Raw genomic sequence first — 16,877 nt, 5'->3', positions numbered from 1 at the left:
CCCCCTCCCCGCGGCCCCAGCTGGGGCCGGAAATCAGCAAGCTTGCGTGAGTCACTGACCGTCGATGGCCTTGAAGGCGAGGATCCTCGTGCCTGCGGGGCACTTTCCGATGTCCTGCTAGGCCATCAGACCTCGAGCGACTCGAAGCAGGTCACCGTGCCATCCTCGTTGCTGACACCGTCATAGCACCAAAAGAGCGTGCCGCCGCAGGTCGAGCCCGGCCAGCAAATGGCGCCGATGCAGCAGATGGCCTCGGACTCAGTCAGCGGTGGGCTGTCGTAGTCGGCGGCCGACGAGCACAGCCCAGGCTGCGCGCAGGCGTCCTCGAGGGGGACGTAGGCGAGGACCAGCTGGTTGAGGGTGTCGTAGACCTCGCCGTAGCGAGCATGGAAAGGCACCGAGCCGATGGCGCAGGGCTTGGGGCCCTTGAGCCTCACCTGGCCGGTGCCGTCGAGGCAGACGTCTGCGTTGAGGACAGGCGCGTTGGGGGCGGTGTACTCGCAGACGCGCGCGCTGTCGCATAGGTCGCGAAACTCGGCGTGGGCAGAGCTGGGAAGAGTCAGCCCCGCGATGAAGGCGAGGCCGATGAACAGCTGGGAGCGGGTCGATTTCATGGCGGAATTCTAGCTTCCGCGCTGCTCACCCCTTCCCCTTTGCCACCTGCTTCGTCTCCGCGGGCGCCTTGGGATCGGCGCGCTGAAGCGGCGCGCTGGGGAGTTCGAGCTCACGCTGGACCTTGAAGCGGCGAGCCTCGGGGATGACTGCATCCCAGAGCCCGAAGGTCGCTGCGATGACGTGGTCGAGCTCGAGGGTGTGCTTCGAGCGCGCGAGGTTCTCGGCCGGGTCGCAGAACGCCGCGCGACGTGAGCCATCGAGGGTGTGGAGGACTCCCGTGGACCAGCCCGTACCGGCGTAGACGAGGCAGCCGGGGATCCACATGGCGTCGAGGTCTTGGAGGGCGTAGGGGATCTTCTCGTCCGTCGTCCCCGAGGTTCGCTGGTACTTGCACTCGAGGCCGAGGGCGTCGGGGCCCGACGCGCGACGGATGAACACGTCCAGCTTCCGGCGCTTTCCGATGATGCTCTTGCCGACGGTGACCTCGGTGTAGACGAGCAAGCCGTGGTCACTGAAGTTGTGATCGATATAGGACGCGACTCGGTCGCGATACTCGTCACCCTTCATGATTCGAGGATAGATCGATGAGGCCGTTTGCGAATCTGAACGAAGATCGCGTCCCACCTGAACGCGCGTGTTCGGGAGGGCGGGGAAAATTCAGGCGCAACCCAGCGCGCGCTCCCCGCCACCCATACAGAACTTGGGTCCGCTCTCCCGCGAACGCTCCAGGCCAAACACCCGCTAGGGGTTATGACCCCCTCAGCAATCTCCCTGGCCGAGTCCGCGCAGCGAAGCGCCGTCGTACTCGTGCTCCGGCGCTCTCCAGAGTTGACCCTGGCCGACCTTGCGAACTGGACCGAGGACAGCCCCTACTCTGCCGTCCTCGGCTCTCTGTCGGTTGCCGAGCTCGCCAACAGCGGTCTCGAACCCGTGGAACCCGTCCGGCCTCGGGACCCGCACCTGCCGAAAGCGAGGTCGGGAGAGGCGCTCGAGGTCACGATCATGCGGGCGTTTCGGTCCCAGCCTGGTCGGCGTCTGGCGTCCGGCACGTTGGTCCGAACCTACGGCCTGAAGCGGTGGACCATCCAGAGGGTCCTCAAGGACCTCGTGCAGAGTGGGCAGCTCCAACGTGCCGGCAAGACTTCGAGCACTCGCTACTGGGTGGCCGATGACTGCTGAAGTCTACAACCTCGACCAGCGGGCCTTTGGGAAGCACCTCAAGAGCCTGCGCAAGGCTCGTGGGTACACGCAAGAGGCCCTGGCCAAGAAGGCGAAGCTGTCTCCGGACACGATCCGTCGGCTGGAGGCGGGCTCGTTCTCTCCCAGCTTGGATACGCTCAAGAGCGTCGCATCGGGGTTCAACCTGCGGATCTCCACGATGTTCGCCGCGTTCGAGGAGCACGACGAGGAGCTCGAGCGAGAGCTGGCCGACTTGCTGTACGGGCGGACCCGTGAAGAGTGGCGCCTTGCTCTCAGGTTCGTCCGTAAACTCCTCGAGTTCTTGGACTCGGAGAACGAGTCCTAGCCTAGCTGGGTCTTCAGGTCGGTCAACCGAGGACTCCGGCTGGCAGTATTCTGCCAGCCCCTCATGCGTCGTCCTACATAAAAAGTACGCTCCTCGAAGAAAGCCAGGGGGCTAAACGATAACAGCCCTATGGCACGTCCGCGCCACGAATCGAATAAGGAGCACAGGCGACCGACCCAGCAGCCTTCTTACTTCTAATCTGCTCAGAAACTTCTTCAATCCGTTTCTCTGTCGCTAGCACGCTCTTCCCACTATCCGATAAGGATGCCCGATAGGCTGTCAGCAAGACCAGAAGGTCATCGGGGGAGTAGTAAGGGTCCAGCGACAGCTTGTTAATACCAAATCGCCCTTCACGAGTGCCCGCCTCAGACAGTCGAGCACGAAAATACTCCAACGCTTTCGGGCTGTCTCCCTGACACTGCAACGCGGCGCCTAGCCAGGAGTACACCTCGAGCACGGGAGGCTCTGCGCCTACATCTTCCCGTATTGAAGCACTGCGACTCAAGCTCTTGCTCGCCTCACTACACCTCCCTGCCATGTATTGGGATTTTCCCATAAGGAGGAGCAATTCTGCCTGTACAGCATCACTATGGCTACCGCCAACCGTATCCAATGGATTAGCCCCAAAACTCTCCAATGCGTCAAGATATAATTGTTCAGCCTTGCGGTACATGCCGTCTGCATATGCAATGTCCCCCAGCACTTTTAGAGATTCGGAACTCTCAAGGCCAGAGAGTTCAATCCTCTCGCGCTCGCTCTCTGCCAGATCGTGCAAATGGCGCGCCGCAGCGAGATCATACTCACCAATACAAGCATCCGCCATAAAAGTGTACACTCGAGCCCGCCTCCTTGAAGGCGGCCCCCCTTCTCCCTCAATCTGCTCCAGAGCCACCTTATAATATTCGATAGCAAAATCGAACTGACGCACTGCATGCCCTCTGACACCCCGACCAATATTAATATCTGACAATATCCAGCTGACGCCACCATCCTCACCACCCTCTCCCCCCTCTCCCTTCAGACAGGCACCAAGGATCTCATCGGCCTTCTCAAAACTGTCCCGCGCCGAACCTGGACTACCATTCGCTATTTGATACAGGCCTTCATATTGACGAGCATAGGCTTCCTGAAGAGTCTCCCGCCCTTCCGCCTGGCTCGCACTGTCAGCCAAAACAATCCACTCGCTCATATGATCGAGTCTGTATGAACTGTAGAATGAGAATGCATTCCCAACGGCCGCCCGGGCAGCCCGACCAAGATGACCGGACTTCATACTTGATCGATATGCTGTATCCCGCAGGACCCTAGCTCGCGCCTTGTCGCAAGAGGTGGCTTCAGGTCCGATCAGGGCACATGGTTTTTCTATGGCATCCGCCACCAAGAGATCAATATCAGATACCAAAGTACCGTATCCACCATCTCGGGCAAGAGAACGCAGCACCGACTCCCGGGAGGTGACACTCTCAACAGCCGCGAGGTCCATTGTACCCGCGAGCCTCATATGATAACTTGCAATTATAAAAATTAAGCCACTCATCTTTTTCCAGTCCACATCTGGAGGTGTCCCCGTCATGCCAGAGCATCGCTCAGGTCGGGGGGCTGCATCAAATAGGCGAATAGCCTCTGCCGCAGATGCATCAACAGCCCCCCTCTCGCGCAACAATGCTGAAAATGCAAGCGAGTACGAATACACTTCGTCAACACACTTGTGCACAATATCATTTTGGGGCCCACTTCGAAGAACACCCTGCAACTCGGAGTGGTAATCTTCGAGATGTTTACTCAGGAGAGGGCTAACACTCACACTGTCCGCAGGAAGAGGCCTGACACGAGGGATCGGAGCCTTCTCAGAGTAGCCGAACATCGAACTGATCGAACTGAGAGAGATGACTCCGGCCGCCAGAAGAGCAGCCAAAGCTACAACAAGTACGATTGACACCCCTACGTACGTTCTCCGCCCACTCGAACTTGAATCTACAGTTGTAGTCCTGTTCCTCCCTCGCCACCAAACTTTGATTTCAGCACCTTCATGTTCAGTCGTTTTGGCGTAATTTTCACTTCCACGTCGATGTTCCACCGAAACATCCACGCGGGCCTGTGCCTTCCCAGAGACCTTACCCTTATCTTCCTTTTCTTGCATTGTCAGAGATAATCCTACACAAGAAGCGGTATGGGAAGCCCCCAGCACAGTCTGGGAAAAAAGGGTTCCGCTCGGCACCAAGCACCTGCGCGCGACTGGGGCTCTGACTGGTGTCGATTTCCCCCCAGTTTCCACTGGCTCGCCAGAGTCACTCTGGGGGATGAACTCATCCAGAATTCATCCAGAATTCATCCAGAAAGTTGCCGCTCAGACCCACTCAACCCCACTCAACCCCACTCGATCACCAAATTGCCAGACGGGCTCTCAGCTACCGCTGAGAGCCCGTCTGAGCCAGGAAAGCGCGTCTAACCGCCGTTTTTGAGGTTGTCGATTTATCCGTACAACAGCGTTTCGAGTCCTCTACAGAACAGCATTCAGCGCGCTCAGAATGGCGTTCGGGCGGCCAAGGCCACCGGTCCGCCATCCATCCCGTGCCATCGGATCAGAATAGCTCGTAGTAGGACTCGACCTGGAGCAGGTATGGCAGTTTGTCTCCACCAAGCCCGTTGCTCTCGTAGAAAGTCTCCAAGCGCGTGCGGGTCGGGTGTTCAACTTTGTTCCCGTTGGCGTCGAACAGGCCGGTGAAGCGCAGCGCGTTGACCCCCATGAGTTTCGCTAGGACGCGTTCGACACGCCGAGTCGACCACCCGGCGGTCTCTCGAAAGTACTTCGTGAACTCCCGCTCGGTCTGGCGGCGGAAGTTCAGGTGGTTGGGGCGGATATGGTTGAGCCACCAGTCTGAGCCCCACATGACCCGATCGATGAGGAGGGGAGACTGTTCAAATAGGGCGTGGAGCTTGGCGAAGAATTTGTGGGCGTATTCTGGGTCCTCTTGCACCTTGGAATTCGCCATATCGACGTAAATGCTGTTTTGGGCGGAGATCAGTGCTACGGCATCATCCGCCCATGAGAAGCTGTCGACCCATTTTGCGTGATCCTTGGCCGCATCGCCCTTGACTGAGTAGGGTTTGCGGTAGTGCGCGAAGCCGATCTTCACTTTTCGGAAGTCTGTGGCCGTTGCACCCTTGGACCCCCGAATCGTCTTGCTCGTCTTCCTCACCTTCCTCGTCTTCTTCGGATCGGACAAGAAGTGAGCGATGCACACCCGGAGTTTGGGGTGCTTGCCGAGGACCATCGCCCAGCCCTCGGGGCCGGCGATATCAGGTTCGACTCCGGTGAACACATTGCCCGGGCTCGAGTGGGCGAGGATGGGGACGTCGTTGCTCGCCTTTGATGCCCAGCTATAGAAGTCGTTGAGCACTTTGTCGATAGCCTCGCGGTCAACGGTCTGACATTGGCCGAGTTCCCAGGCCGTCTTCCACTGATCCGGATCAGTCTTACTCCGGTTCCCCGGGAGGTTGCCCTGGTAGTTCCCATAGGGTAGGAAGCCCACAGGCGGGTAGAGCTTTGCGCCGATGAAGCCATGGCTGTTCAGGGCGGGCAGGAGGATAGCGAGGGACTTCTCCTTCTCAGGGGCCTCGATCTCGCGCCGTGGGCAATAGGGGGCGTAGCCGTGGAACAAGGCGACGTTGTGGGGCACGCGGCAGCCCGCGGGGTCCCAGGGGATGCGCCCCTTGGCGGCAAGGACAGAGATCTTGGCATAGACTCGGGTCTGGGCGGACAAAGGGGTCCGCGCCCGTTTGTCTTCGTCCAGCCAGTAGTCGTAGTCGACGAGCGCTGGCATGAACAGCGACACATGCGGATACGTCCGTGCGAGGATCCCGGCGATGGTGATACGATGGCGGGTAATGAGCCGCAAAAGGTTGGCGAAGCGGCGCACTAACGGCAGCGGGTCTCCTTCGGCCCTCGACAAGCTCAGACGAGCGCGCTCGGCGGAACCCCCGACCGCAGCCTCGGGCGAAGATTCGGCCTCTTCCTGTCCCGTCCCAGAGTCATCTTCGCCCCGCTCCTCCCCACCTCCGCTGTTCTTGCAACTCCCGGAGCCCGAGAGCGGGCAGCCCAGGAAGGCCTCGGCAGAGTCGAAGTCAACGTCGAGCTCCCCCCCTGCGAGGACATCGGCCTCGAACGCGCTAGCGCTCTTCTCGAGGCACTCGAGTAGCTTAAGCTCTTGCTCCCCAAGAGGGGTAATGCACAGCATGGCCTCGGCTTCTTTGAGCAGCTCTTTCAGAGCGCTCGAGCCGCCTCCATTCGGTTGTTGCAGTTGCTCGAGGATCTCGCCAAACAGACCGTTGCGGATATTCCCCGCCTGTTCATCGGCGAAGCCGCCCACGGGGATGTCGCTGGCGTTGAACATGTGGGCGTGGACGTCGACGATGGGGCCGCGGCCGATCCGCCCCGGCTCGTGACGAAGTGCGCGGACACAGCTGCTGAGGAGTCCTGCCAGACCCACCAACATGGCGTGTCGGCGGCTGAGAGCTTGAGAGTTCGTCATTACAAGACCTGGGCCCGGCGGCGGTGAAGGGGAAAAATGACGATGTCGACGCCTACGCCCGTGACGACGCGCAGGGCAGAGCGGTAGCGGGTGTCTTCCGTCCCCATGGCCGTGTCCATCTCGGTGACCTGGCGCTCGAAGGGGGTCCAACTCCCGCCGATGAACCACACCAGCGGCGTGTTTGCGATGCCGACCTCCAGGAACAGCCCCGGAGCGATGACTCGCCAGAGCTCAACCCCCTGGGGTACCTCCTCGACGTCAGCCTCCGCTGTGTCGCTCGTGCTCGCGGTCCCGGGCTCGCTACCAAAGGCTCGAACAGCGAGGAGCTTGCCGACATCGATGGTCGAGAAGAACACGCCGACAGAGCTGCGGTGACACTTCTTTCGCCGAGTCGGCTTACACTTGTCGCGGCGCGTGGGCCAGGACAGATCGAATCCAAGGGGTGCGTAGGCGGCGATGTAGCCCCCGGTGTCCGAGTACTTGGCGTTCTCCATGAAACCGATCTCGGCGCCGAAGGCGACGCCCGCTCGGGCTGACAGCGAGGTCATGAAGCGCTTGCGCTTGAGTCGCCAGCTCCCGACGGGGGCCGCGAAGGAATCGAGCACCGCGGTGACTTCGTCGGAGCTCTCTGCCTCGGCGAGGCTGACCGCGACCCCGATGAGTTCGAGAAGCTCCGGCGGGACGAGGGCGCGATCGTCTTTGGGGAGCTTGGACACGAAGCGCGCAAGTTCGAGGAGGAGTTCGCGCCAGTCTCGATTGCGGGCGGCGGCTGTAGCCGTGATCAGCGGTGCGTAGACCTCCGCGTCGGCGAGGCTGCCAAGGCCGCCGTTCTTGCCGAACTTGGCGACGGCGAAGATGTAGTTCGAGGTCCCCTCGAAGCGGGTGGCGATGCGATCGCGGAGCTCCTCTTGGGTCAAACGTGCCTCCCCCATACTCGTCGCGGACGAGGTCTGCTTGGTGATCTGGTCTAGACGCTTCACCTCGAGCAGCTGCTCGCCGAGGGTCTCGAAGAGTCGCGCGAGGGTCCCCGGGACATTGAGCACCATGTGGTGCTTGAGCTTCGCCTTGAACGCCTCCTTGTCAAGCTCGCCGGTCGTGTAGCGCGTGGCGAAGCTGACGTAGAGTAGGGTGCAGGCAGGGGAGCCGAGGGGGTCTGTGCCCTTGACACAGGTTCGGTGTAGCTCGGCGAGGATTTTCGAATTTTCCTTGGTCAGACCCTGGATCAGCTCGAGTGGCTCGCGGCCCTCTTCCAGACCGCGATAGAGCGCCATCAACACGGCCGCCCACACGCGGCCGCGATCGCCTGCGACGAGCTCTCCGATGCGCGGGACGATGCCGCCGAGATCGTCCCTGAAGGCCTCTACGAGGCTCCCAGAGAGAACAGCCGACTTGGAGCTGAGCTGTCCGAGGAGCAGGCAGACCTTCGGAAACATGCACGCTGACGGAGAGCCTGGATCGCACAGCTGCTCGCCAAAGACTTCGAGGGCCCAGGCCGACAACTCACGTTGGGCACGATCGGCGATGAAGTCCGTGAGTCCGTTGAGCACCGTCGCGGCCGAGGCCAGCCCTGCGTCGGCGGTCTCGTCCCGCGTGGGCTCCGCCGAGGGCTCTAGCGGCGCAAAGTAGACAAGCTCCTCGTTGAGCTGTCCCAATAGCTCGTTGACCCGCCGGGCGACCTCCAAGGGGTCCGGCTCCTCCGAGGGGGCCGGATCCCCCGATGGCTCAGGTATGGGGGGAAAGGTGAGAACAAGCGACTCTCGTCCATCGAGGTGGAGTCCGATTTCGGTGCTCGTTCTCTCTGCACTTTCACCTTCGAGGCGCGTCCCGAAATCATTCCGAAAGAGGACATGGCCTTTGAGTTGACTCAAGAGCTGCGCGTAGAGTGTATCGACCGCGCCTGTCTCGGAGTCGAGGGTATCGCTCAGGGCCTTGAGGTCGGAGCTTTTTTCGTTCTGCCTCGTCCTCCGCTCGTCAATGGCTTTTTTTTCATTCTCATACTCGGTCTGCAGGTGCTCTAGCCAATTGCGGTGATACTCGGTGAGAAGCTCCTCGAGCCTGGTGTCCGCCTTCACCCGCGCCTCGGCGAGGTCGTCCTCGTGGAGCCCCTTACGCCGGGCATCGAGGAGAGCGTTTTGTACGGGAAGAGTCTCGACCCGCAGGTCTTGGAGGGGAGATGGGCTCGAAGTTGGCTCGGCCGCATGCGCGAACCGCCAGGTCGACACAGCAACGGAAACGAATATGGTCCAAGTGAGGAGGTAGCGAGTTAGATTGCGTGGCATGTTTTACGCTCAGTTCTTGGGGTGGAACGCCTGGTAAGCGAGCCCCCACACCATTGCGCTGCTCAGGTTGTCGCCGAGCGCTCTGTGGTTATGCGCTGTCGGGTATTTTGAGAACTCGAGCAACCGCCGCTCGCCGCCGCACGACGCCGGGACATAGCCCATGACCGTCGTCGCGTTGCCACAAGCTGCGTTGGCGAAGGCGTTCGGGTGCGAACCTGGCCGAGTCTTGGAGCTCTTTTCGTGAGCTGCCCCGAGGAGGTGGCCAATTTCGTGGACGATCGAGTAGCCCTCATGGACACAGAGGTCTCCGACAACGGCGAGCGCAGTGTCATATCCGACCACGTTCTGGGGGTCCGAGGGTCGAAGGATCCCCGTCGCCAGCCCGCACGGTTTTGTCGGGTTGCCGCGCTTGTCTGGCCGGGTCTCATCGGCCCGAACGAAGCGATAGCCAGCGATCAAGACCACCACGTCTGGGGAGTTGTTGCGCCGGTCGTGGCGCAACGCGTGGAGTTCCTTGCCCAGCGAGAGGGCAGGGTCGTCATTCGCCAGACCCTGCCAACTCACCGCGCGGACCAGGTCCTTGCGGATCTCGTGCATCGTCTTGTCTTGCTCGAGATAGGACGAGCCCCGGACGCCGGCGAGCTTGACTGCCCGGACTTGGACCTGCCCATCCTCGAGCAAACCATCCATGGCATCGCGGAGATCGTGCTTGGTGTGTCGGGCGAAGGCCGTCAAGGTCGACTCGCTCGCCTTCGCCTCGACGTAGGGCGTGGCGAGCTCGGTGAACACGATGAGGACGTTGAGCTGATCTGCGCTACGCATGCCCCGGAGCTTGTTTGGGAGGCCCTCCGTGGGGATATCCGGCTGCGCGCGAACGTCGTGAAGTTCGTCGGGATCGCCCTCGGGGCGAAGGCTGTCACGGCCGATGACCTTCCAGGTCGTTTGGTGTGTCGTCGCGCTAGCTTCGAAGACCAGGAGTTGGTCGCCAACGACCAGCGCCCCCAAGGGCTCTTTGCCCAGGCGCGATGTGTACACGAGGTCTCCGCCGCTGCTCGTCCAACGCAGGGACTCCTCGTCAAAGCCATCGAACTCGAACTTCGCCGACCGCTCGTTGACGAGCTTGGCCACCTCTGGGGGGAAGGAGACCTCGACGCTCTCACCCTCGAGGAGAGCGGCAATCAGGTCTTCTGTCTCTGGGGCGGGGGACTCGCCGAGTCTCGAGGAGATGTCCTCGGGGGAAGACCATCGGTCCACGAACTCGCGGGCGGCGGCGTCCGACTTGGGAGCCACTGGAGCGGGCTCGGGCGGGGGTCTGAGGTCCAGCGAGTCCGCGATGAGACTGGGCACGTCAAAGTCGAGCTCCGCACCGCCGAAGACCGGATCGAGAACGACTGCTTCGGGCTCGGAGTCGCTGGGGGTCTCGAGAGCAGCCTTCGAGGTCCCGTCATCACCCTCAGGGCTCTTCTTGTCGCAGGCCAGCGCGAGTAGGGTCGCTAGGACAAAGGGTCCAGGCCAAGCTGAGATGAGCGCGCTTCGACGCATCTGAAAAATGGTCTCAACGGGTCATCGAAGTTGTCTAGCCGCGCCGTCGAATGCCCGCCGTTCGTCGCTCAGGCGACTCAATAGTGTATCCACCTGGTTACCGCCTGTGGCCTTGGTGCTGCGGACCGCCAGCCCACGGGCTTTTGCTCTGAGATCGCCGCTCTCGTCTGCTTGGCTCATCCAGATTTCATCCAGATTTCATCCAGAAAGTTGCCGCTCAGACCCACTCAAACCCACTCAAACCCACTCAAACGTCGAAATGCCAGACAGGCTCCCAGCTACCGCTGAGAGCCCGTCTGAGCCAGGAAAGCGCGTCTAACCGCCGTTTTTGAGGTTGTCGATTTTTCCGTACAACAGCGTTTCGAGTCCTGTTGCCGGAGCTTCCAGGCGGGTAGCTAGACCTCTCTAGCTGCCCGTTTTCAATTTTCAGTTCAAGCCGGTGCCGCCATGGTGCCTCGCCGATCGCGCACTGGACCCCGGGCCAGGTGCCGGCGGCGGATCCCGATCAGGATCAGGATCCTCCTCCGGCCCCGAGATCGCGGCGATCGCCTGCGACCGCGCCCCGCTGACCGTGTGCAGGTACCGCTGCGTCGTGCGCAGATCCGCGTGACCCAGCAGCTCCTTGATCACGAGCAGCGGCACCCCCGCAGCGACCAGCCGGGTCGCAAAGGTGTGCCGCAGCTTGTGGCTCAGCCCCGTTTCCGCCATCCCGGCCGCCCGCTCGCAGCGGACGATCCGCCCCCGCACCAGCTTGGGCGTGAGCGGCTCGCCGGCCTCGTGGATCACGTGCGGACACCCGCGCCGCCGGGGCAGCGCCTCGAGGGCCGCGACCAAGCGCGGGCTGAGCGGGATGCTCCGACCCTTCTTGCTCTTGGGCGCGTACTCGTCGGCCTTGAAGCGCGTGCGCTGCACTCGGATCGTCGGCTCGGGGTGCTTGCGGATGTCGGACCAGTGCAGCGCCCGGATCTCCCCCTGGCGCATGCCCGCGTCGCCCATGAGCAAGACGATCACGAGTTCCTGCAGGCCCGCCTTCGCCGCGCCGGCGACCAGGGCCTCGAACTCCTCGGGCTCGTAGTAGTCCGCCTCGGGTTCGTCGAGGCGGACCAGGCCCGCCTTGATGCGCGGGGGCATGAGGCCCTCGCGCTCGTACCAAAAGCGGACCATGCGGGAGAGCACGGCGAGCGCGTTGTTGATCGTCTTGCCCGAGACGGGCTTGGACTTGCGGCCCCGAGTTCCTCGGCCACGAGCCACGGCGCGCTTGAGCTCGCCGAAGTGCACGGAGCGGATCTCATCCATGGCGACGTCGCCGAGGATCGGGAGGATGTGCGCGGACAGGACTGAGCGTGTGTTGGTGATGCTCGATGGACGGTGCTGCTCGACGAGGCAGTGCTCGGAGATGTAGGTCTCCGCGAACTGCTCGAGCGTGGGCGTGCCGGTGGGCGCCGGCTGCTTGCGCGCTCGTGTCGAGCTCTTCTTGGGCGTGCTCGCTTTCTTCCCGCCGTAGGTGCCGGCCTCGAGCGCCTGCCGCAGCTTGCGTTCGTAGGACTCGGCGCCGCGCCGGGTCTGGACAGGGCTGACCCGCCGAACGCGGACCTCCTGGCCGTTGGTGTGGGTGTAGACGATGTCGACCATCCACTTCCCTCGTGGGGAGCGTCGTACAGTCATGGTGTGTGTCTCCTCGTGTGGGGACGACACGACCTTGGCCTGCCCAGTCTACGCCCGAACCCAACCGCGGCAACAGGTCAACGGCACGCCTGCGGATCGGAATGGAGCGCGGGCTTCGAGCGTCGCGCCGCGAGTTGTGGCGAGGTCAGGCTTCGAGCTCGAACTCCCAGCGGCCGACGAGCACCTTGCCGACATTGGGATCGTTGTCGAGGCAGCGCACGACGATGCTCCCGCGCGGGCTGTCCTCGGTGAACATGATCTGCTCGAGCAGGCCGTACTCGCCGATATGGACCATGCCCGCCGTGTTTGGATCGACGTACCAGTCGAGCTCCTCGGTGCGGTAGGGCAGCTTCAGATCGTAGGGCGTGTTCGGCCGGATCTTGTAGATCCGCTTGGTGTGCGAGGTCGGCTTGAAGCCCGCCGCCGGCTCGCCGCGTCCGCCGTAGCCGTCGCCTGGGTTCTCGACGGCAGCCACCAAGATCTTCGACTTCGGCACGTCGACGATCGTCCCCGGCCGCAGCCCGTGGCCCGCGATGTTGCCGAAGTGCTCCGAGTGCTTGGTCGGCGCCATGACCCGGGCGCGTACGCTCTGCTCCTCGACCTCGAGGACGTGGGCGGAGATCACCTCCTCCACTGTGCGCACGTAGGGCCCCACGGGCTCGCTCTTCACCGCGAACACGATCACCTCGTCTGGCTCGAGGTTCTCGATCGTCGCGTCGTCGACACGCCAGCCCCGCTCAAAGGTCTCGTCGATCGCCTCGACGAGCTCGGCTGGCAGGTTCTCGCGGTCGAGGAAGTCGAAGGCCGGCCGATGCCGCGTCAGGTCGGGGTTGTCCTTTTGGCTGTCTGGCGTCGCGTCCTCGTAGCGATCTAAAGGAGGGTCCTCCTCCTCGCTGCCCCGCGGCGGTTTGCTGGGCGTCGGCCCTTCCTTGGCCTTGCGCCGCTTGAAGTACCAAACCAGCGCGCCCACGCCCGTCGCCAGCGCGACGCCCGCGGTCAGCCAGCCGATGATCTTGATGCTCATGATGCGTCTCTCTCGGTGGTCTACGGGTCCCCAAACGCTGCGCGCAGCGATCCGGGGACTGCTTCGAAAACCACATTAGCGCGGGTCCGAGTGTTTGGTAACTGGGCTCGGGGTTGGATATGCACTCAACCCATAGAACTGCGGTGGATATACACACTTCGACCGGTAACATCTTCCCCATTGTGGCTTGACTGAGCTCAGTCAAGCCTCAGTCCGCAGCGGTCGAGTTCAGTCATTCTGAAGTGCCTGGGGCACTCCAGTAGAGTCAGAGTTCAGGAATTGTCCAGTTTGCGGCCCGGCCGCGCCCTCTATTCCAGTCCAACTTTAGTTCCACGCCGCGAGCGCGCCCTCCAGTCCAGTGGATGTTCAGTCATTCTCCAGCCCGACTGGAGTGCTCGCTTTATTTCGGCTCAGTCCGCGCCTCAAATTCATCTCAGTTTTTCGTCGCCTTTGGGTTGCGCGACCGCCATCTCCGACTCACAGTCCCAAGCGCATAGGGAGGTTTGGATGCCGATGAGGAAGCAGACCGTGGTCGCTCCGCCCGCGGAGTGGGTGAGCCTGATGATCAGCTACGACAACGAGCTCGGGCGCGTGCGCCTGCTGTGGCGCACCGGCTCGTCCAGCTACCGGCCTATCGTGCCGATCACCGCCGACTTCGAGATGCTCGAGTCCGGCCCTGATAGCGCCTGGGAGAAGCTCGAGCTCCCCGACACCCACTTCAACTGGATCCAGATCGAGGGCGCCACGCCGCCAGAGCGCGCTGTGTGGATCGAGGGCGTCGCGGGGCGCATGTGGAGCTTCAGCCGCCGCTTTGCCCGGGCCATGGACAAGCGATGCGACTTCCAGCTGCGCGGCTACGACAGCGGCGACGTCATCTTGTTCGAGAGCGGAGCCCGCCACGACCCCAACCAGCCCGCCGGCTCGGCGAAGGGGAAGGACGGCGCCAGCTCGGCCCGACGCGAGGCCGCTCCCGAGGCCGCGCCGAGCTCCGCCTGCACCCCGCCCTCACCCCCAGCATGGGACCAGACCCTGCTCGCCGACGAGCACAAGCGCATCGACGCCGCCAAGGACTCCCTGATCGATCGCCTGATCAAGAGCGCAACCAGACCGACGACAACTACCGCAAGATCGCCCAGGAGTCCCCGAGCCTCATCTCCCAGGCGAGCGACATCCTCGAGCGCGCGATCAACTACCAGGCCCAGGCCGTCGAGAGCCTCGCCGATCAGCGCACCGGCGAGGTCGAGTTCCGCGTCAAGGTCTTCGCCGAGGAGCAGGAGACCCAGCGCCAGGCCCTGCGCACCGAGTGGTGGCGCTACGCCCTGGACTCTTTCCTCGGCAGCGTCGTGCCCGCGGGGCAGCAGATGTTCGAGACCTGGGTCAACCAGGCCGCGAGTACGCCCTTCCAGGCCTTCGAGTACGCCCAGCAAGCCCTCGCCTACCTCGGCATGACCCTCGACGAGTCACAGCTCTCGGCCCTGTTCCAGGGCAAGAAGGCCGCCGTGCAGAGCTTCGTCGAGCTGCTGGAGTACGCCTCGGGGCAGACCACGGAGAAAGAGGCGATCGACGCGCTGCAAGGCAGCGAGAGGATCTTCCGAAGCAAGCGCTACAAGAGCATCGCCGCGCCGGAGCAGCAGCTCGCCGGGCGCTTCGTCCTCAGCCGGGCAGCCATGTACCGCATGGGCAACTTCGAGCCCTGAGAGGACCCCGCCATGCTCTTGCGTCCTGACGCCACCTTCCTCGATCCGGTCACCGACCGGGCCGAGCGCATTTTCCCCCGCGGCGAGGACTGGCTGCACTTCGAGTCCAAGCTGCCCGGCGAGTCGGTGTTCGCCAACGCCGTGCTCGAGCCCGCCGTGGGCATCACCGACGAGCTCGCCATCGAGACCTTCGCCAAGGCTGACTGGTCCAACTGGATCTCGGCGACGAAGATCAGCCTCTTCGAGGTCGGCACGCGCATCGGCCTGACCCCGAGCACGGCGGCGCCGATCAAACAGTCGCTGGCGCAGGTCTACACCAACGTTGAGTTCGCGTTCGCGGCCTACCAGGGCGGGCTCATGCCCGAGGAGCTCATCCCGGAGCTGCTGAAGAACTCGGGCCTGCAAGCGCTCCAGCAGCTCACCGGGCAGAGCACACTCATCGCCCAGACCGTCGCGCAGGTGCTCGCCGCTGCGGTGTGGGCCGCCGACGTGCTCGCAGCCCACCGCGCGTCGGAGCTGCAAAAGCACGTCGCCCTCCCGCCCTTGCAGGCCGAGGACCCCGCCACGGACACCTGGCAGGTCAACCGCGTGTTCGAGGCCATGCGCCGCAAGGGCTCGGGCGGCGGCGGGCTCGTCTACCCCGACGGCGGCCTCGTGGCGGCCTCGAACGCAGACTACACGAGCTTCTACATGCCGGCCTACCGCCACGACAAGCTGTGGAACGTCCAGTACCGCTCGACCGGCATCACGGCGCAGCAGGGCGACCCCCTCCGCGCCCGCGGGCCGCGGGGGGAGGTCCAGTACCGCTTCGACATCGGCGACGGCTCGACCTTCGGCTTCATGCCCGGGACCACGACCACCCTGCGCGTGTTGCAGGCCTCCCACCGCTACTACCAGACCGTCCGCGGCACGCCGGTGGACCGCTACGCGCTGCGCTGTCGGGGCGTGGACAAGCCGTGCTGGCAGAGCCCCAAGAGCTTCGACGGGTCCAAGGACTGCCGGCAGTGCGTGCACGCCGAGTCCGTCTGGCCGACCAAGGGTCTGGGCTGGGCCTACGGCGGGGCGCCGCTCAACGCGACCACCCCCGGCGAGAACGTCGGCGCGTTCTACCCCTCGCTCAACAAGCTGCTGCTCAACTTGCTCGAGAGCATCGTCCGGCCGGGACCGCTGCTGTTCACCGTGGACTTCGAGGCCGTTCATGACGCGTGGAAGAGCTGCTTCGAGGCCTTTTGGAGCTTCGCACGCAGCCAGTGGCAAGCGCACCACGGTCCAGGCTGGCGCGGGCTCCTGTCACGCCTAGCCACGCTCATGACCGCGTTCGGCAAGGATGACGGTCTCGTCGTCGGTGGGCGACTGGTGGAGATGCCGTCGAGCCTGATCGAGTCGCCGCGTGAGCCCGAGTTTGAGATCCCTTTTCATGCGTCGATCTTCGAAGAGCTCATCGCGCCCTACTGCCGGGACGCCGCGAAGATGCAGATGTACTTCCTCGATACGCTCGAGGTCGCCTACATCCCGCCCGGCGCCGGGGCGTTGTACCGACCCTCCGGGAGGCTCCGAGCCAACGGACTGGCGAAACGCTTCCTCGCCGCTCGACAAGCATTGTTGGCCAGCACCAAGCGGATGCACATCGATCTTCGGCGCGTCAGCGACCCTGAGTATCGCTCCGCGCTCGCAGCCGCCGGAGTGAAGGCGTCGAACGTCAACCAGCAACTATGGGGAAGCCCAGGGATCGGGCACGAGCTGCTCACCCCGTCGAGTCGACCCGCGCGAGCACCCCGCAAGCCCCGACGAGCGAGCGGCTCTCCGCTCGCTGGGCTCAGCAAGCTCGCCGCCGAAGCACCCAAGCCCAAACGGCAAGCTCCACAGGGGGAGGGTTCACAGGGGTCGCTCGTGGGACTGGGCGTCGGTCTCGGTGTTGCGACGGCTGCCGCGGTTGCGACGGTGGTGCTCACTGGCACTCCACCCAAGACCACAAAATCGAAGCCGGAGCCCTGACCC

11 protein-coding genes are annotated in these 16,877 nt (G+C 63.4%); 3 read left to right on the top strand and 8 right to left on the bottom strand.

Annotation, left to right across the window (positions count from 1 at the left end; genetic code table 11):
- Positions 1-125: 125 nt before the first annotated feature.
- Together PPSIR1_RS22440 and PPSIR1_RS22435 are read right to left on the bottom strand one after the other, a co-directional pair.
- The gene (locus PPSIR1_RS22440; RefSeq protein WP_006973448.1) at positions 126-614 is read right to left on the bottom strand and encodes a hypothetical protein; all 489 of its coding nucleotides are present in this window, start codon (positions 612-614) and stop codon (positions 126-128) included.
- Positions 615-639: 25 nt separating this feature from the next.
- Positions 640-1,182, bottom strand: a complete 543-nt coding sequence (locus PPSIR1_RS22435) for a PD-(D/E)XK nuclease superfamily protein (protein WP_006973447.1) — start codon at positions 1,180-1,182, stop codon at positions 640-642.
- A gap of 601 nt (positions 1,183-1,783) precedes the next feature.
- On the opposite strand from PPSIR1_RS22435, the gene PPSIR1_RS22425 reads away from it, so the two are divergent.
- Entirely contained in the window at positions 1,784-2,140 is a 357-nt protein-coding gene (locus PPSIR1_RS22425; RefSeq protein WP_006973445.1) for a helix-turn-helix transcriptional regulator, read from the top strand.
- A 127-nt stretch (positions 2,141-2,267) separates the two neighbouring features.
- Here PPSIR1_RS22425 and PPSIR1_RS48155 read toward each other — a convergent pair whose 3' ends face one another.
- The 6 genes from PPSIR1_RS48155 to PPSIR1_RS22400 all read right to left on the bottom strand — a co-directional run bounded on the left by PPSIR1_RS48155 (position 2,268) and on the right by PPSIR1_RS22400 (position 13,182).
- Positions 2,268-3,713, bottom strand: a complete 1,446-nt coding sequence (locus PPSIR1_RS48155; protein ID WP_157595844.1) for a hypothetical protein — start codon at positions 3,711-3,713, stop codon at positions 2,268-2,270.
- Positions 3,714-4,722: 1,009 nt separating this feature from the next.
- Positions 4,723-6,534 (bottom strand): amidohydrolase family protein, encoded by a 1,812-nt coding sequence (locus PPSIR1_RS22420; RefSeq protein WP_157595843.1) that lies wholly within the window; start codon positions 6,532-6,534, stop codon positions 4,723-4,725.
- A gap of 137 nt (positions 6,535-6,671) precedes the next feature.
- Positions 6,672-8,951 (bottom strand): hypothetical protein, encoded by a 2,280-nt coding sequence (locus PPSIR1_RS22415; protein WP_157595842.1) that lies wholly within the window; start codon positions 8,949-8,951, stop codon positions 6,672-6,674.
- A gap of 9 nt (positions 8,952-8,960) precedes the next feature.
- The gene (locus tag PPSIR1_RS22410; RefSeq protein WP_006973442.1) at positions 8,961-10,493 is read right to left on the bottom strand and encodes a zinc metalloprotease; all 1,533 of its coding nucleotides are present in this window, start codon (positions 10,491-10,493) and stop codon (positions 8,961-8,963) included.
- Between the two features lie 426 nt (positions 10,494-10,919).
- Complete coding sequence (locus PPSIR1_RS22405; protein ID WP_086001600.1) at positions 10,920-12,158, bottom strand: tyrosine-type recombinase/integrase; 1,239 nt, start codon at positions 12,156-12,158, stop codon at positions 10,920-10,922.
- Positions 12,159-12,303: 145 nt separating this feature from the next.
- Positions 12,304-13,182 carry a hypothetical protein gene (locus PPSIR1_RS22400; RefSeq protein ID WP_006973440.1) on the bottom strand — a complete coding sequence of 293 codons (879 nt, stop codon included), beginning with the start codon at positions 13,180-13,182 and terminating at the stop codon, positions 12,304-12,306.
- A gap of 1,016 nt (positions 13,183-14,198) precedes the next feature.
- On the opposite strand from PPSIR1_RS22400, the gene PPSIR1_RS22390 reads away from it, so the two are divergent.
- Positions 14,199-14,879, top strand: a complete 681-nt coding sequence (locus PPSIR1_RS22390) for a hypothetical protein (protein WP_006973438.1) — start codon at positions 14,199-14,201, stop codon at positions 14,877-14,879.
- A gap of 12 nt (positions 14,880-14,891) precedes the next feature.
- Positions 14,892-16,874, top strand: a complete 1,983-nt coding sequence (locus tag PPSIR1_RS22385; RefSeq protein ID WP_006973437.1) for a hypothetical protein — start codon at positions 14,892-14,894, stop codon at positions 16,872-16,874.
- Positions 16,875-16,877 lie beyond the last annotated feature (3 nt).

The organism is Plesiocystis pacifica SIR-1 (genome assembly GCF_000170895.1).
Taxonomy (GTDB): domain Bacteria; phylum Myxococcota_A; class Polyangia; order Nannocystales; family Nannocystaceae; genus Plesiocystis; species Plesiocystis pacifica.
The sequence above is the reverse complement of the archived record's forward strand: the minus strand, read 5'-3'. Positions and strand labels throughout refer to the sequence as shown.

Coding starts and splice junctions, on each gene's coding strand:
- PPSIR1_RS22420 (WP_157595843.1), bottom strand. CDS start 6,534: ATGTTCAACGCCAGCGACATCCCCGTGGGCGGCTTCGCCGATGAACAG.
- PPSIR1_RS22435 (WP_006973447.1), bottom strand. CDS start 1,182: ATGAAGGGTGACGAGTATCGCGACCGAGTCGCGTCCTATATCGATCAC.
- PPSIR1_RS22400 (WP_006973440.1), bottom strand. CDS start 13,182: ATGAGCATCAAGATCATCGGCTGGCTGACCGCGGGCGTCGCGCTGGCG.
- PPSIR1_RS22415 (WP_157595842.1), bottom strand. CDS start 8,951: ATGCCACGCAATCTAACTCGCTACCTCCTCACTTGGACCATATTCGTT.
- PPSIR1_RS22405 (WP_086001600.1), bottom strand. CDS start 12,158: ATGACTGTACGACGCTCCCCACGAGGGAAGTGGATGGTCGACATCGTC.
- PPSIR1_RS22425 (WP_006973445.1), top strand. CDS start 1,784: ATGACTGCTGAAGTCTACAACCTCGACCAGCGGGCCTTTGGGAAGCAC.
- PPSIR1_RS22440 (WP_006973448.1), bottom strand. CDS start 614: ATGAAATCGACCCGCTCCCAGCTGTTCATCGGCCTCGCCTTCATCGCG.
- PPSIR1_RS22385 (WP_006973437.1), top strand. CDS start 14,892: ATGCTCTTGCGTCCTGACGCCACCTTCCTCGATCCGGTCACCGACCGG.
- PPSIR1_RS48155 (WP_157595844.1), bottom strand. CDS start 3,713: ATGACGGGGACACCTCCAGATGTGGACTGGAAAAAGATGAGTGGCTTA.
- PPSIR1_RS22410 (WP_006973442.1), bottom strand. CDS start 10,493: ATGCGTCGAAGCGCGCTCATCTCAGCTTGGCCTGGACCCTTTGTCCTA.
- PPSIR1_RS22390 (WP_006973438.1), top strand. CDS start 14,199: ATGGGACCAGACCCTGCTCGCCGACGAGCACAAGCGCATCGACGCCGC.